The organism is Variovorax sp. GW821-FHT09D04 (assembly GCF_059416405.1).
This window is the reverse complement of record NZ_JBWKPA010000001.1, coordinates 223,737-238,528: the sequence shown is the minus strand read 5'-3', so window position 1 is coordinate 238,528 and position 14,792 is coordinate 223,737. Positions and strand designations below refer to the sequence as shown.

The following is a 14,792-nucleotide window of genomic DNA, read 5'->3' as shown; positions in this document are numbered from 1 at the left end:
GCCGCAAATCTAGCCGCGCCGGCCGAAATCCGGCTACCGGGTTTGTGGGAGGGAGAAGAGGCGCCCGGCCGCAGCCCTCAGGCCATCCCGTAGCGCAGCAGCCAGTTCCAGATCACCGCCGAGCCGTTCGACATCGCCAATGCCGCCTTCGCGTAGCCCATGAGGTCGGCCAGCCGCACCTCGGCGCGGATCACGACGTCGTGGCGCTGCAGGTCTTCTTCCTTCACGTCCGCGCGGCGCCGGTCGAGCTCGTCGCGCAGCACGGTGGCGTAGGCGCGCGGGCTCTTCAGGCGCAGGAACATGATCGGCTCGACCACCGCGTCGAGCGCGGGATCGACGAAGGTGTGGATCTCGGGTTCGCGCGAGACGACCTGGTCGCCGTGCGCGTCCCGGATCAGCTGCTGGGCTTCTTCGAGCGCGGCCTCGTTCGCCGCGTAGATCCGGCCGCCGCGTCCTTCGCAGATGAACACGTACTGGTCGGGCCGCGAAAGCCAGTCGACCGGCCCGCGCTGGGCGAAGACGGCCAGGCCTTCGGCGCCGGGCAGCAGCGACTGGCGCAGCGGGTACTTGGTGAGGGGGTCTTCAGCGAACATCTTGCAGCTTCCTCGAAATGACGAGCGACGGGGTGTCGGCGCGGCGGTCGGCGGGCACGACCAGCACGTCGCCCGTGGCCCAGCACAGCACGCGCTGCGCCACGCTGCCGAACAGGAAGTCGGCCAGCGGATGGGCGCGGCGCTTGCCGACCACCAGCAGCTCGGCGCGCGCGTGCTGCTGCTGCACCGTGGCCTGCCGCGCCGGGTCGCCGCGGCCGATGGCCGACAGCACGCGGTTGCGCCGCGCGCTCGACGAGTCTGTGAGCGAGAACAGCCGCTCGCGCGCCTGCCGCATGCTGTCGTGGCGGTAGGTCTTGATGGCGTGCTCGGACACCTCGGCGTAGCGCAGCTTGCTCTCGTGCATCGTGTTGAGTGCGTGGAACAGCTCCAGCGCGGCGTCGGGGTCCAGCCCGTGGGCCAGGCTCACGAGCTCGCGCGAGGCGGGCGTGAAGTCGACGGCCACGAGGATGCGGCTGTAGCGCAGGCGCGTGTCGAGCCGCGTCACGAGCACCGGGCAGCGCAGCTGCCGCAGCAGGCGCTCCACGGGCTGGCCGGTGAAGAAGGCGGCGGGCGAGCGGTCGCGTTCGTGGCTCAGCACCACGAGGTCGACGTAGCGTGCCTCGTCCACGATCTGCGCGAGGCCGCCGCCCGGCCCCGCGACCTGCTTGACCAGCACATCGAAGCGCGAGGCCATGGCGCGGGCCAGCCCCGCGAGGGCGGTCGCTGCTTCGGCGTGCGCGAGCGGCGCCAGGTCCGCGGGCGCGTAGACGAGCTTCAGCAGCGCGCCGTGCTCGGCCGCGAGCAGGGCGGCGCGTTCGACCGCGCGGTTGCCGCGCGCCGTCAGGTCGGTGACCGCGAGGATGGATTGAAAGGACGGCGTGCTGGATGCGACGCCGCCTCCGGGAAGGGCGTGCTCCCGCTGAACCTGATGATGATGCATGACGCACTCCAGTCGAACGCGACCCCGGATGACGGGAGCGCAGCCGCGCGGGGCAGGTGCCCGGCGGTCGATGGTTTGCGCTGAAAAGAGAGAGGGGGAAAGAGGCGGACCGCCGGGCTCAGGAATGTGCGGGCGTCTGCTGGGCCGCCGCTGTCATCCGCGCCCACGCAGGCGTGCAACCGCCGGGGCGGGACGTCGAGGTGTGGAGGAAGGGCTGGGCGTTCATGCGGGGGAGTCTAGGCCGGATGCGGCCGAATCCGCTCAGTACCCGCACAACCTTTGCCAGATTGGAGCCGCGCGGTGCAGGGCGCGCGCGGTTGGGCTTCCCATTTTTCCTTTTCATTTGTCATGCGCAGGAGGGGGCGTGTTTCCGTTTCTGTCCCTGTCCTCCTGGAGGTTCACGCATGAGATCCCACTATTTAGCGCCCGGCCGGGCCGCAGAGATAGCCCATGAGCGCATCGACGATCGAGGCCTCGAGCGCGGCTGGCTCGAACTGCGCGGGCGGCTCGATGACGGCCGCATGCACCAGCGTCTCCATGATCTGCAGCACCACCCAGGTGGCGAGGTCGAGGTTGCGCGGCGCGAGTTCGGGGCGGTGCTCGTCCAGCAGCTGGCGCACGCGCCGGAAGATGTCGTGGTCGGCCGGGCTTTCTTCGTGCGGCGTGTCGAAGAAGGGAAACTCCTTTTCGAGCACGCGATGCAGCGCCGGATAGAGCGCATGCGCCGCGAGCAGCGCGCGCACCATGGCCTGCACGCGCCCGCGCAGGCTGCGCGCACGCGAGGCGGCCAGCACCTCGTCGATCACCCCGTACATCTGACCCGCGTGCCGCTCGTGCAGCGCCGTGATCAGCGAGTCCTTGTTCGGGAAGTACTGGTAGAGCGAACCCACGCTCACGCCGGCGCGTTCGGCCACCACGTTGGTGTTGGTGCCGGCATAGCCGCGCTCGCCCAGAACGCGAGCCGTGGCTTCCAGGATGACCTCGACCATCTGCTGCGAGCGCGCCTGGCGCGGCGCCTTTCTTGGCTGGGGAAGGGATTTCATCGGGCGTTCCGAATGCGAGTTTTCAATGCGAGTGAAGGCTCGTATTCTAAGGAGAACCGAGTAAATGCTCGCATTCAAGAGTTCGCAACATCCGAATCGATACACACACCATGACAGCCAATGCCTCCGAGGCCCACGCGCCGCGTGCGTTGCCTTCCGCCTTCCCGCTCCTGCAGCCGATCGCCGCGGTCCCACCCGAACGGGGCACGCGGCTGGAAGCCCATGTCCTCCAGTGCCGCCTCGTGACGCCGCACATGCGCCGCATCACCCTCGGCGGGCCGGACGTCGTCGCCTTCTTGCGCCACGCGGCGGCCGACCAACCCGGCGCCTGGGTGAAGGTGTTCGTGCCCGGCGGCGAAGGGCGCGCCTACACCCTGCGCCGCATCGACCGCGTCGCCGCCACGCTCGAGCTGGACTTCGTGCTGCACGGCGACAGCGGCCACGAAGGCCCCGCCTCGGCCTGGGCGGCACGGACGCAACCGGGTGAATGCATCGGCTTCGCCGGGCCGCGCGACGGCGGTTTCGCGCTCCCGGACGACGCGCGCTGGGTGATGCTGGCCGGCGACGCGACCGCGCTGCCTGCGATCCAATCGATTGCCGCGAGCCTCGGGCCGGAGATCCGCCTCAAGACCTATGTCGAAGTGCCCACGGCGGCCGATGTGCAGGAGATCCGCAGCCAGGCTGTGTTGCGCACCTGCTGGCTCACCGGCGATCCGGCCGAGCCGGGGCTGGCGCTTCAACAACAGCTGATGCACCGGCCGCAGCCGGCGGGGCCCGGTTACATCTGGCTGGCGGGCGAGTCGGGCGTGGTGCGCACGTTGCGCGCCCATTTCCTGAACGACCAGGGCCTGGCGCGCACGCGCCTGACCGCCAAGGGTTACTGGAAGCACGGCGAGGCCGACCACCGCGACCGGGCCTGAGCCCGACGCGCCGGGTCAGTGTTCCGCCGGTGCGTGGCGCGCGCGGGTGTCCGAGGGCCGCTCGCCGAAGCGTGCGCGGTACTGGGCGGCGAAATGGCCCAGGTGAAGGAAACCGTATTTTTCCGCCACGTCGCGCACGCCCGTCTGCGTGGACGCGGCCTGCAACTCGGCGCGCACCCGGTCCAGCCGCAGCTCACGCAGGAACTCCATCGGTCCCTGGCCCGCATGCTGGCGGAACGCGATCTGCAGGGCGCGCGCGCTGCAGCCGGCCTCGCGGCACACGTCGGCCAGCGACAGCGGCTGCTCGGCGTGCGCGGCCATGAACTCCTGCGCCTTGCGCACCGCGCGTGGCAGCAGGTGGCGCTGCGCGTCACCGGCGAGCGCGCGCGAGTGGTTGTGGCCCGCCGACATCAGCAGGCTCGACATCAGGTACTCCTCGGCATGCTCGGCCAGGCGCCCGCCGCCTTGCAGCGCATTGCCGGCATCGAGCGTGAGCCGCAGGTAGTCGATGAAGTGCACCAGCGGCGCGAGCGCGGGGTTGTCCAGCGGCACGCCGAGGTCGAACACCAGGTGTTGGCGCACGGGCGCCTGCAGCAGCGCCTCGAGCCGCGACAGCAGCGCCGCGCGCGCGATGCGCACGATCAGGTGCGGGCTGTCGTCGGCCCAGCGCATCGACAGCAATTCGGTGGGCGAGGGCAGCGAGGCGACGCGCGGCGTGGCGTCGACCTGCTGGCCGCCGCAGCGGATGTCGGCGCCGCCGCGCAACGGAATCTGCAACAGGAAGAAATCCTGCAGGTAGCCCGGATCGATCTGCACGCCGGGGCCGTACTGTACGTAATTGAGGCTCACGTCGCGGTGCAGGCGTGCGCTGTGGTGGCAGGCGTCCAGTTCGGTGCGCGGGCGCAGCATCGTGAGGCCGTGGGGGCAGAACACGCGGGCCACGCTCTCGCGCGCCTCGTCCATGTCGTGGCTCTCGAACAAACGGTAACGCTGCAGCGGCAGCCGTGGGGCGGTGGCGGTTTCCATAGGGAAGCGGGCAGACCGTAGCAAAAAGCCTTCCAGCCCACAATTCGGGCCGTCCCTTGGAACCCCCGAAAAAACCTGCGCGGCAGGGACAGCGCCTGCGTTTTCCGGATCGGCCGGCGAGGCCTTGCGTTCTACCTTTGGCCCATTCGCCGAACCGGCGATTCAACCGAGGAGAGCAAGCGTCATGTTCAAAGGTCTCGAAGGCAAGAGCGCCATCGTCACGGGTGGTTCGACATTGATAGGCGCCGGCGTGGTGCGCGCCTTTCACGCCGCGGGCGTGAAGGTGGTCATCGCCGACATCGACGCCGACAAGGGCCAGCCGCTGGCCGACGCGCTGGGCGCCGGGGTGCGCTTCGTGCGCACCGACATCACCGACGACGCCCAGGTGAAGGCCTGCGTCGACGAGGCCGCGGCCCGCCACGGCGGCGTGCACTTTCTGGTGAACCTGGCGTGCTCGTACGTGGACGACGGCTTCAAGTCGCCGCGCGCCGACTGGCTCACCTCGTTCAACGTGAATGTGGCCAGCGCCGTGGCCATGCTGCAGGCGGTGCACCCGCACATGGTGGCGGCCGGCGGCGGGGCGGTGGTCAATTTCACCAGCATCTCGTCGCGCGTGGCCCAGACCGGGCGCTGGCTCTACCCCGTGAGCAAGGCCGCGATGGCGCAGCTCACGCGCAACATGGCGATGGACCTCGCACCCGACCGCATCCGCGTGAACAGCGTCTCGCCGGGCTGGACCTGGTCGGCCGTGATGGACCAGCTGACCGGCGGCGACCGCGCGCGCACCGACCGCGTGGCCGCGCCCTACCACCTGCTCGGGCGCGTCGGCGACCCCGACGAGGTGGCGCAAGTGGTGCTGTTCCTGTGCTCCGAGCACGCGAGCTTCGTCACCGGCGCCGACTACGCGGTGGATGGCGGCTACTCCGCCATGGGCCCCGAGCAGGCCGTGCCAGCCATTCCCCGCCTGATGGAACCTTGAGAAGGTGTGAACGAACCCGCCATGGCCGCTCATCCCGCCCAGACACGCCCCCTCGGCGTTGCAAATGCTCGCCATAGCCCGAGCTATGGCTGCGCTTTGCGCCTTGAGGGGCCGCGCCTGGGCGGGCTGCTCGGCCACGTCGGATTCATTCACACCTTCTGAATCGCATCGACAACAACACCCCCACGAGACAACACAGAAGGAGCAAGCCATGAAGCGAATCGCCATCGTCGGCGCGGGCCAGTCGGGCCTGCAACTGGGACTCGGTCTGCTGGACGCAGGCTACGAGGTCACCATGTACAGCAACCGCACGGCGGACGACATCCGCCACGGCAAGGTCATGTCGAGCCAGTGCATGTTCCACACCGCGCTGCAGGTCGAGCGCGACCTCGGGCTCGACCATTGGGCCAGCGACTGCCCCACGGTCGATGGCATCGGCTTCGCCGTGCCGCACCCCGAGCAGAAAGGCGCCAAGGCCATCGAGTGGGCGGCGCGGCTGAACTCCAGCGCGCAGTCGGTCGACCAGCGCGTGAAGGTGCCGGCCTGGATGGCGCTGTTCCAGCAGAAGGGCGGCGAGCTGGTCTTCAAGGACGCGGGCATCGACGACCTCGAGGCCTGCACCCGCAGCCACGACCTCACGCTGGTGGCCAGCGGCAAGGGCGAGATCTCCAAGCTTTTCGAGCGCGACGCCGCCAAGTCGACCTACGACCAGCCGCAGCGCGCACTCGCGCTCACCTACGTGAAGGGCATGCGCCCGCGCACGCCGTACTCGGCCGTGTGCTTCAACCTCATTCCGGGCGTGGGCGAGTACTTCGTGTTCCCGGCGCTCACCACCACGGGCCCGTGCGAGATCATGGTGTTCGAAGGCGTGCCCGGCGGCCCGATGGACTGCTGGGCCGACGTGAAGACGCCGCAGGAGCACCTGGCGCGCAGCAAGTGGATTCTCGACACCTTCACGCCCTGGGAGGCCGAGCGCTGCGCCGACATCGAACTCACCGACGACAACGGCATCCTCGCCGGCCGCTTCGCGCCCACCGTGCGCAAGCCCATCGCCACGCTGCCTTCGGGCCGCAAGGTGCTCGGCCTGGCCGACGTGGTGGTGCTCAACGACCCGATCACGGGGCAGGGCTCGAACAACGCGGCCAAGTGCGCCGACACCTACCTGAAAAGCATCCTGGCGCGCGGCGAGGGCGCGGCCGATGCGCCGTGGATGCAGCAGACCTTCGACCGCTACTGGTTCGGCTACGCGCAGTGGGTCACGCGCTGGACCAACATGCTGCTCGCACCGCCGCCGCCGCACGTGCTCAAGCTGCTCGGCAGCGCCGGCGCCGTGCCGCCGATGGCCAGCGCCATCGCCAACGGCTTCGACGATCCGCGCACCTTCTTCCCGTGGTTCGCCGACCCGCAGGAGGCCGACCGCTACCTCGACACCTGCGCGGCCGCCGCGGCGGCCGCGTAGGCGGAGCCAGCCCATGACACGACGCGTGGCCATCGTCGGCGCCGGCCAGTCCGGCATGCAGCTCGCACTGGGCCTGCGGGCCAAAGGGTACGCCGTGACGGTGTATGCGAACCGCACGGCGCAGGAGATCTTCGACGGGCCGGTGATGTCCAGCCAGTGCATGTTCGAGACCGCGCTGCAGACCGAGCGCGAACTGGGGCTCGACAGCTGGACCGACACCTGCCCGGTGGTCGAGGGCATCGGCATGTCGGTGCGCAGCCCCGAAGGCCAGCGCGCCATCGCGTGGGAGGCGAAGCTCGACGGCCCCGCGCAGTCGGTCGATCAGCGCCTGAAGATCTCGGCATGGATGCAGCTCTTCGAAGCGCGCGGCGGCCGACTCGTGCACCAGGACGCCGACATCGACACGCTGGAAGACTGTGCGCGCACGCATGACCTCGTGGTCGTTGCGAGCGGCAAGGGCGAGATCTCGGCGCTGTTCCCGCGCGACGCGGCGCGCTCGCCGTTCGACGCGCCGCAGCGCGCGCTGGCGCTCACCTACGTGAAGGGCATGCGCCCGCGCGAACCGTTCGCGGCCGTGAGCTTCAATCTCATTCCGGGTGTCGGCGAATACTTCGTGTTCCCCGCGCTCACCACCAGCGGTCCGTGCGAAATCATGGTGTTCGAAGGCGTGCCGGGCGGCCCCATGGATTGCTGGGACGACGTGAAGACACCGCAGGAGCACCTGGCGCGCAGCAAGCAGATTCTTGCCACCTTCCTGCCGTGGGAGGCCGAGCGCTGCGAACACATCGAGCTCACCGACGACCACGGCGTGCTGCGTGGCCGCGTCACGCCCGTGGTGCGCCACCCGGTGGCCACGCTGCCCTCGGGCCGCCAGGTGCTGGGGCTCGCCGACGCGGTGGTGCTCAACGACCCGATCACGGGGCAGGGCTCGAACAACGCGGCCAAGGCGGCCGACATCTACCTCAAGCGCATCCTCGAGCACGGCGACGCGCCCTTCGACGCCGCATGGATGCAGCAGACCTTCGACCGCTACTGGGAGGGCTACGCCCGCTGGGCCACCGACTGGACGCACAGCCTGCTCACGCCGCCCGCGCCGCACCTGCAGAAGCTGCTGCAGAGCGCCACGCACAGGCCGGCCGTGGCGAGCGCGGTGGTCAACGGTTTCGACGACCCGCGCAACTTCGCGCCCTGGTGGTTCGATGCGGCCGAGGCCGACCGCTTTCTCGAAGCCAAGGCGCGCGAGGCCGCGGTCGATCGCTTCGACCGGCGCGACTTCCGCAAGGCGCTCGGCCAGTTCAGCACCGGCGTCACCGTCATCACCACGCGCGCGCTCGACGGGCGCCGCGTGGGCATGACGGCCAACTCGTTCTCGTCGGTGTCGCTCGATCCGCCGCTGGTGCTGTGGAGCCTGGCGCGGCAGGCGCCCAGCGTGGCCGACTTCACCGGCGCGAGCCACTTCGCGATCAACGTGCTGGCCGCGCCGCAGCACCACCTGTCGCGCCAGTTCTCGACACCGCAGGCCGACAAGTTCGGCGGCGTCGACTGCTGCGAAGGCACGGCCGGCGTGCCGCTGCTCAACGGCGTGCTCGCGCGCTTCGTGTGCCGCAACGTGCGACAGTACGACGGCGGCGACCACCTGATCTTCATCGGCGAGGTCGAAGGCTACGAACGCTTCGACGGCGAGCCGCTGGTTTTTCACTCGGGCTACTACCAGGTCACGACGCGCCATCCGGAGTGCGTACAGTGAGCCCCTGGTTCCCCACGTCCACCTTTGAGCATTGAACGGAGTCACACACCCATGCAGAACAAGGCATCCACCTCCTCGTCGCAAGACATCCGCATCCAGGCCGCCGACGGCAGCGGCAGCTTCGGCGCCTACCTGGCCCTGCCGCGCGGCGGCACCGGCCCGGGCCTGGTGCTCGCGCAGGAAATCTTCGGCGTCAACAAGACCATGCGCGACGTGGCCGACTACTACGCCGAGGAAGGCTATGTGGTGCTCGTGCCCGACCTGTTCTGGCGCCAGGAGCCCGACGTACAGCTGGGCTACGCACCCGACGACTGGCAGCGCGCCTTCGCGCTGTACCAGGGCTTCGACGAGGCGCTCGGCATGCAGGACATGCAGGCCGCGATCACCGCGCTGCGCCAGCGCCCCGAGGTGCCCGGCGGCAAGGTCGGCGTGCTCGGCTTCTGCCTGGGCGGCAAGCTCGCCTACCTGGCGGCCTGCCGCACCGACGCGGACGTGGCGGTGGGCTACTACGGCGTCGGCATCGACGCCGCGCTCGACGAGGCCGACCGCATCCGCTGCAAGTTGGCGCTGCACGTGGCCGAGCTCGACGGCTTCTGCCCGCCCGAGGCGCGCGACCGCATCGTGCAGACGCTGCGCGGCCGGCCGAACGTCGAGGTGCACGTGTACCCCGGCGTCGACCACGCCTTTGCGCGCGTGGGCGGCGAGCACTTCCACCGTGCCTCGGCGCTCATGGCGCACGAGCGCAGCGTGGCCGCGCTGAAGTCGGCCATCGGCCCCAACTACGACCTGGCGGCGCTGTGGGACAAGCACTGCGAGTACGAGTTCGGCACCCGCAACGTCGACGACACCATGGGCACCATGGTGGCCGAGCCCTACGTCAACCACATCCCGACCATGACCGGTGGCGTGGGCTACAAGAACCTGCACGCGTTCTATACGAACCACTTCGTCAACAGCAACCCGCCCGACACCTCGCTGGTGCCGATCTCGCGCACCGTGGGCGCGACGCAGGTGGTCGACGAGATGCTGTTCTGCTTCACCCACACCACCGAGATCCCGTGGATGCTGCCCGGCGTGGCGCCCACCGGAAAGCGCGTGGAGATCCCGCTGCTCGCGGTCATCAAGTTCCGCGGCGACAAGCTCTACCACGAGCACATCTACTGGGACCAGGCGAGCGTGCTGGTGCAGGTGGGCCTGCTCGACGCGGCGCTGCTGCCGGTGGCGGGCGTGGAAACGGCGCGCAAGCTGCTCGACGAGACGCTGCCGTCGAACACGCTGCTGACGCGCGCTTGATGCGAACCTGAGGCGTCCGCGCGGCGAAGCTGCCGCGCGGGACGCGGCGGGCGTCTCAGACCGTCATGCCTTGTTCGACGTCGAGCGTCTTGCGGCGCGCCATCGCCAGGTTCGACTTGGTCTTGTCCAGCACCAGGTAGACGAACAGGCCTTCCTTCTTCTGCATCGGGCGGATGATGTGGTACTGCTTGCCGAGCGTGATCAGCATGTCTTCGATGCTGTCGTTCAGGCCGAGGTCGCGCATGGTGCGCAGCTTGGCGCGGACCACTTCGGTGTTGCCGGCGGCGGCCACCTCGAGATCGACGCCCGAGCCGATCTGGCCCAGGATCATGCCGCTGCTCGAATCGACCAGCGCCGCGCACAGGGCGCCGTCGCAGGTCATCAGTTCGTCCATGGATTGCTTGATATTTGCCATCGAAATCTTTCCTAGTCCTCGCCCCTGAAAGTCGGCGGCCACCCGGGCGAAGGGGATGGGCGGCTGCCGGTGTCGAATGGGTGTGGTGCGCCGAAGCCCGGCGTCAGGCGTGCTGCAGCAGCTGCGTCGCCTGTTTCGCGAAGTACAGGACCTGGCCGATGATGGCTTCGCGGCTGGTGACCACGCTCACGATCAGCGTCATCTCGGGATGCCGCGCCTGCAGCATCAGGATGTGGCCGTGCGTGGCCTCGATCGCCACGTTGTCGCAATGGCCCAGCTGGCTTTCCTCGCCGGCCACGGCGCCCAGCGCGGCCAGTGAACTGGCGATGGCCGACAGGCGCGCGACCTGCGCGGTGTTCTCGACGCGCGCGGCCAGCTCCAGGCCGTCTTCGGTCGAGATCACCACGGCCTTCACGCCCTTGATTTCCCGCATCAGGGTGTCGATGGCCGATTCCGCTGCAAGCCTGATTCTTGGAGTGATGTTCATTGCTGCCTGAATGGAAGGAAAAGGAGAAAAAGAGGGGGCGTCCTGCGTTCAGACCTCGAGCTGGAGCAGGAGCAGTTCCAGCAGCTGCACGACCTGCTGCGCATCGGTGACGTTGGCCGGCAGCACCGGGCACACGACGCCCTTGGCTTCCATGCGTCGGGCGTAGGCGTCGATGCCGGGGCTCGGGTGCGTTTCCATGCGGCCCACCGCCACCACGCAGGCGGTCTGCGCAATGAGTTCGGCGAAGCCGTCCAGGTAGATGTCCAGGTCGGCCAGCGGATCGGGGCGGCTGTTGTCCACCAGGATCACCACGCCGAGCGCGCCGCGCCCCAGGATGCGCCACATGAAGTCGAAGCGCATCTGGCCGGGCGTGCCGTACAGGCGCAGCTTCTCGCCGTTGTCGAGCGTGAGTTCGCCGTAGTCCAGGCCGACCGTGGTGGTGGCCTTGGCGACCGAGGTGTCGCTGTTGCGCACGTCGGTGCTCACGGGCGGGATCTCGCTCACGCCGGCGATGGCCGTGGTTTTGCCGGCGCCCATGGTGCCGGTGAAGAGGATCTTGTGTTCTACGGTCATTGAGGGCCTGACGGCAGCAAGCCGAGTCGGTTCCTGATGCGTGCGAGCAGGCCGGGCTGCACGGTTTCGCGGGCGGGTGCCGGGAAGCGGCTGTCGGGAAAGACGCTGTCGGGGGCCGAGGCGGCCACAAGAACGCCGGGGCTGGCGGCGCGTTCGAGCAGGCCGGCGCGTTGCAGATCGGCCAGGAAATCCGCGCACTCCTGGCGCGTGGCGGGCGAGCGCTGCTGCAGCGACAGCACCGACGCCGGCCGGTTGGACATCAGCGTTGCCAGCCGCAGGCGGATCGGCGCCTCGAGCACGGCCGCGGGCGGCCAGCGCAGCATGCGGAATTCTTCGTGCTCGCCGATCGGCACCTCGGTCGTAGCCAGCCCCAGGCCGCGGGCGTGGACCACCATCGCGCCGAGGCGGTTGAGCGCCACTTCCAGCGCATCGGTGTGCAGCGGCAGGGCCAGGAAAGGGCCGCGCTGCGGGTCGGCATGGGCCACGGTCAGCGTGGGCACCGCCGGTTGGGGCGAGGCGGCGACAAGGGCGACCTGGTCGCCGACGACCCGCAGGTCGGCCTGTTCGGCCTTCCATGACCAGTTCTGGTGCGTGCGGTGGTCGAGCAGCCGGATCAGCGACTTGAGCAGCACTTCTTCGCGGTGCGGCAGCCCTTCGACGCTGTAGCTCAGCAGGGCGCGTTGACTTTTGGGAACGGTGTTAACGGCCGTCATGCAGCCTCCGCACCACCGTGCCCATCGGCCGGCCGCTGTGGGATGTTGCGTTCAACCGCATCGAAAACACCGATTGGAGGCGGCATCGCCGTTCTTTTTGCAACTTAAGCACTCACTGTAAGAAGTTGGACGGAGACGCCGATCGCAACGCTGGCGGGGAGAACTAAAGTGTTTGTTTGGAGGTGGCGTCAAAAATATAACACTTGTTGCAAATAAAAACACAAGATTACGAACAACTGTTTTCAGTGGGTCGCGGACGCGACAAAGCCTCGCGGGCCGCAGTGCGGCGCGCGAGGTTTCAGGGAGGGGGCGGTGAAAGCGGCGGGCGGGGAGAAGGGCGCCCGCCGGGGCGTCAGTGCGCCAGTTGCGCCTGCAGCTCGGCCACTTGCCGGCGCAGGTCCGCGTTCTCGGCCGTGAGTTCGGCCACGCGCTGTTGCAGTTGCTGCACGGCGTCGAGCGCCGCCGGTTCGGCGCCTTCTTCGGTGTCGGGCGCCGCTTCGCGCGGCTTGCGCTTGGCCTCGCGCACGCGCTTGGCGGCCTGCTTGAGCTCGTCCTTGCCGGCGTTGGCGGCCGACACCTGCTCCTCGGCGGGAAGGGAAGCGACGGCCGCGGCCGTGTTGATCGAGATCACGCCCGATTTCACGGCCGCCACCAGCTCGGGCGCGGCCTGCTTCTGGATCTTCTCGATCATCACGACCTGGCTGCTGCTCAGGCGCGCGGCGCGGGCGATGGCCTCGCGGCTGTTCAGCGGCACGGGCGGCGGCAGGGCCTCGTCGGAAGCGGGAGCCGAGATCGAAGCGGGCGCATCGTCGACGTCGAAGGGCGGGTCGTCCGCCGTGGTCGGGGTGGTCGGCGTGGCGGCGCTGCTGCGGGCGCGACGCTCGTCCACGATGTCCTTCTTGCGCAGCGCCAGCACGCCGCGCAGGTAGTCCGAGATGCTGCGGCGGCCCAGGTGCTGGTCGATCATCCACAGGTGCACGTCCTGCAGCGTCTTGAAGCGCGTGTTCTGCACGGTCTGGAAGGGCAGGCCGTGCTTCTGGCAGATGCCATAGCGGTTGTGGCCATCCACCAGCACGTCGCCCCACAGCACCAGCGCGTCGCGGCAGCCTTCGGTGAGGATGCTGCGTTCGAGGGCTTCGTACTCCTCCGGCGTCAAGGGATCGATATAGGCTTTGAGTTCTTCGTTGACGACGATGTTCATGGGTACGGGTGCGATGTAAGGGGCGGAATTTTAGGTGTCTCGGTTTCGGCCGCTCGAACGTCTAGACAGGGAGAGAGACGAGAAGGCGCCACCGGGAAAAACAGGGCCTTCTTGCGTCATCAAATGGTAATAGTTCTTATTTGCATCTTTGCCCTTGAACACTTCAGGAGTACCCATGGATCTGTCGCTTTCCCCGTCCGCGCCCACGCTGGGGGAGGTCTTCATCGCGAACCGTGCCCAGCTCCAGCGCGTCGCGCAAAAGATCGTCCGCACCGCTGACCTCGCAGACGAAGTGCTGCAGGACGCCTACCTGAAGCTCGCCGACGGCGCTTCGGTGCGCGATGTCCGCAAGCCGCTCGGTTACTGCTGCCAGGTGGTGCGCAACGTGGCGGTCGACTACCACCGCCACCATTCCGTGGAGGCCAGCTACCGCACCTACTGCGACGACGTCGAACTCGTGAGCCCGCCCAGCAGCAACGACGCGCCCGACCGCGTGCTCGGCGGCCGGCAGGCGCTGGTGGCCATCGACCGCGTGCTCGAGGCTCTACCGCCGCGCACCCGCCTCGCGTTCGAACTCAACCGCCTCGGCGGCCTGACCCAGCGCGAGATCGCCACGCGCCTGGGCTGCTCCGCCACGCTCGTGAACTTCATGATCAAGGACGCCGACGCCGCGCTCGAAAGCTGCCGCTACCTCGTGCAAGCCGGCTGATTTTCCGACGCACCGCATCGGCGCTACGATGGCCGCCGATGAGCAGCCCCAACGACACGCAAAGCGACCCCACCTGGCAGACCGCCTGGGCGTGGGTCCGCCGCCAGCACGCCGGTGAGGGCGAGCTCGATGCCGTCGCGAGCGCCGAGCTCGCGCACTGGCTCGCCGCCGATCCCGCCCATCGCCAGACCTATGCCGAGGCGGCCCGCCTCTGGCTGCTCGTCGGCCTGGTGCCGCCTGCGCACGACGTCCCGTCGCCGGACGCCGAAGACGCGGCCCGCTAGCCCGCTCCCTCTTTTTTTCGCAGCTCCTGCAGCGGCCCTCGCCGCGGCGCAGCCGTGCACGGTCTGGATGCATGCGGGACTAAACACCCAGCCTCGCGGCGCGTCTTGTATCGCAAGGGCAAACCCTGCCCGTCATTGCACTTACCAAGAGGACCGCCCATGTCTACCAGCTGTTTCGACCGCGAGGACGAGACCTTCATCGTGCTCGTCAACCACGAAGCGCAATATTCCATCTGGCCGCACTGGAAGGCCGTGCCCGGCGGCTGGAGCGCTGTCGACGGCGTCAAGGGCGACAAGAAGACCGTGCTCGACTACGTCGAAGCCCAGTGGACCGACATGCGCCCCAAGTCGCTGCGCGACTGGATGGCCGCGCAGCAGCAGAGCGACAACGCGTCCGCCTCCGCCTGACG

At 68.9% G+C, this 14,792-nt stretch carries 16 protein-coding genes and 2 pseudogenes; 9 read left to right on the top strand and 9 right to left on the bottom strand.

Annotation, left to right across the window (positions count from 1 at the left end; all coding sequences use genetic code 11):
• Window positions 1-77: 77 nt before the first annotated feature.
• The 3 genes from AC07O4_RS01100 to AC07O4_RS01090 form a co-directional block, all read right to left on the bottom strand.
• Window positions 78-593 (bottom strand): hypothetical protein, encoded by a 516-nt coding sequence (locus AC07O4_RS01100; RefSeq protein ID WP_354343854.1) that lies wholly within the window; start codon window positions 591-593, stop codon window positions 78-80.
• Window positions 583-1,533, bottom strand: coding sequence for a universal stress protein (locus tag AC07O4_RS01095; protein WP_095746320.1), 951 nt, complete (start codon window positions 1,531-1,533; stop codon window positions 583-585). Before AC07O4_RS01095 ends, AC07O4_RS01100 begins: the two co-directional genes overlap by 11 nt.
• A gap of 419 nt (window positions 1,534-1,952) precedes the next feature.
• The gene (locus tag AC07O4_RS01090; RefSeq protein ID WP_495303503.1) at window positions 1,953-2,576 is read right to left on the bottom strand and encodes a TetR/AcrR family transcriptional regulator; all 624 of its coding nucleotides are present in this window, start codon (window positions 2,574-2,576) and stop codon (window positions 1,953-1,955) included.
• Between the two features lie 110 nt (window positions 2,577-2,686).
• Between AC07O4_RS01090 and AC07O4_RS01085 the strand changes: the two genes are divergently transcribed.
• Window positions 2,687-3,496, top strand: a complete 810-nt coding sequence (locus AC07O4_RS01085; RefSeq protein WP_495303502.1) for a siderophore-interacting protein — start codon at window positions 2,687-2,689, stop codon at window positions 3,494-3,496.
• Window positions 3,497-3,511: 15 nt separating this feature from the next.
• On the opposite strand, the gene AC07O4_RS01080 is transcribed toward AC07O4_RS01085, so the two are convergent.
• A complete protein-coding gene (locus AC07O4_RS01080) occupies window positions 3,512-4,522 on the bottom strand; it encodes an AraC family transcriptional regulator (RefSeq protein WP_492741722.1) in 1,011 nt (336 codons plus the stop codon).
• Between the two features lie 184 nt (window positions 4,523-4,706).
• On the opposite strand from AC07O4_RS01080, the gene AC07O4_RS01075 reads away from it, so the two are divergent.
• The 5 genes and pseudogenes from AC07O4_RS01075 to AC07O4_RS01055 all read left to right on the top strand — a co-directional run bounded on the left by AC07O4_RS01075 (window position 4,707) and on the right by AC07O4_RS01055 (window position 10,000).
• On the top strand, window positions 4,707-5,501 hold the full coding sequence (locus AC07O4_RS01075) for an SDR family oxidoreductase (protein ID WP_062469920.1): 795 nt from the start codon (window positions 4,707-4,709) through the stop codon (window positions 5,499-5,501).
• A 211-nt stretch (window positions 5,502-5,712) separates the two neighbouring features.
• On the top strand, window positions 5,713-6,960 hold the full coding sequence (locus tag AC07O4_RS01070) for a styrene monooxygenase/indole monooxygenase family protein (protein WP_070062425.1): 1,248 nt from the start codon (window positions 5,713-5,715) through the stop codon (window positions 6,958-6,960).
• A 13-nt stretch (window positions 6,961-6,973) separates the two neighbouring features.
• Window positions 6,974-8,209, top strand: a pseudogene (locus AC07O4_RS01065) (styrene monooxygenase/indole monooxygenase family protein); the annotation flags it as partial.
• Window positions 8,210-8,218: 9 nt separating this feature from the next.
• A pseudogene (locus AC07O4_RS01060) lies at window positions 8,219-8,707 on the top strand (flavin reductase family protein); the annotation flags it as partial.
• 51 nt (window positions 8,708-8,758) lie between these two features.
• The gene (locus tag AC07O4_RS01055) at window positions 8,759-10,000 is read left to right on the top strand and encodes a dienelactone hydrolase family protein (RefSeq protein ID WP_095746313.1); all 1,242 of its coding nucleotides are present in this window, start codon (window positions 8,759-8,761) and stop codon (window positions 9,998-10,000) included.
• Between the two features lie 55 nt (window positions 10,001-10,055).
• Here AC07O4_RS01055 and AC07O4_RS01050 read toward each other — a convergent pair whose 3' ends face one another.
• The 5 genes from AC07O4_RS01050 to AC07O4_RS01030 all read right to left on the bottom strand — a co-directional run bounded on the left by AC07O4_RS01050 (window position 10,056) and on the right by AC07O4_RS01030 (window position 13,389).
• Window positions 10,056-10,415 carry a hypothetical protein gene (locus AC07O4_RS01050; RefSeq protein WP_070062428.1) on the bottom strand — a complete coding sequence of 120 codons (360 nt, stop codon included), beginning with the start codon at window positions 10,413-10,415 and terminating at the stop codon, window positions 10,056-10,058.
• Window positions 10,416-10,518: 103 nt separating this feature from the next.
• Entirely contained in the window at window positions 10,519-10,902 is a 384-nt protein-coding gene (locus AC07O4_RS01045) for a roadblock/LC7 domain-containing protein (protein ID WP_062469906.1), read from the bottom strand.
• Window positions 10,903-10,950: 48 nt separating this feature from the next.
• Complete coding sequence (locus AC07O4_RS01040) at window positions 10,951-11,475, bottom strand: GTP-binding protein (RefSeq protein ID WP_062469903.1); 525 nt, start codon at window positions 11,473-11,475, stop codon at window positions 10,951-10,953.
• A complete protein-coding gene (locus tag AC07O4_RS01035) occupies window positions 11,472-12,188 on the bottom strand; it encodes a hypothetical protein (RefSeq protein ID WP_495303501.1) in 717 nt (238 codons plus the stop codon). The genes AC07O4_RS01040 and AC07O4_RS01035 overlap by 4 nt, the downstream gene beginning before the upstream one ends.
• A gap of 352 nt (window positions 12,189-12,540) precedes the next feature.
• On the bottom strand, window positions 12,541-13,389 hold the full coding sequence (locus tag AC07O4_RS01030) for a ParB N-terminal domain-containing protein (protein WP_495303500.1): 849 nt from the start codon (window positions 13,387-13,389) through the stop codon (window positions 12,541-12,543).
• A gap of 175 nt (window positions 13,390-13,564) precedes the next feature.
• On the opposite strand from AC07O4_RS01030, the gene AC07O4_RS01025 reads away from it, so the two are divergent.
• The 3 genes from AC07O4_RS01025 (at window position 13,565) to AC07O4_RS01015 (ending at window position 14,790) form a co-directional block, all read left to right on the top strand.
• Window positions 13,565-14,098, top strand: a complete 534-nt coding sequence (locus AC07O4_RS01025; protein WP_159270813.1) for a sigma-70 family RNA polymerase sigma factor — start codon at window positions 13,565-13,567, stop codon at window positions 14,096-14,098.
• Window positions 14,099-14,136: 38 nt separating this feature from the next.
• Window positions 14,137-14,382: a FecR/PupR family sigma factor regulator gene (locus AC07O4_RS01020; protein WP_095950828.1), complete on the top strand. Its 246-nt coding sequence runs from the start codon at window positions 14,137-14,139 to the stop codon at window positions 14,380-14,382.
• A 159-nt stretch (window positions 14,383-14,541) separates the two neighbouring features.
• On the top strand, window positions 14,542-14,790 hold the full coding sequence (locus AC07O4_RS01015) for an MbtH family protein (RefSeq protein WP_495271778.1): 249 nt from the start codon (window positions 14,542-14,544) through the stop codon (window positions 14,788-14,790).
• The last annotated feature ends 2 nt before the right edge of the window (window positions 14,791-14,792 follow it).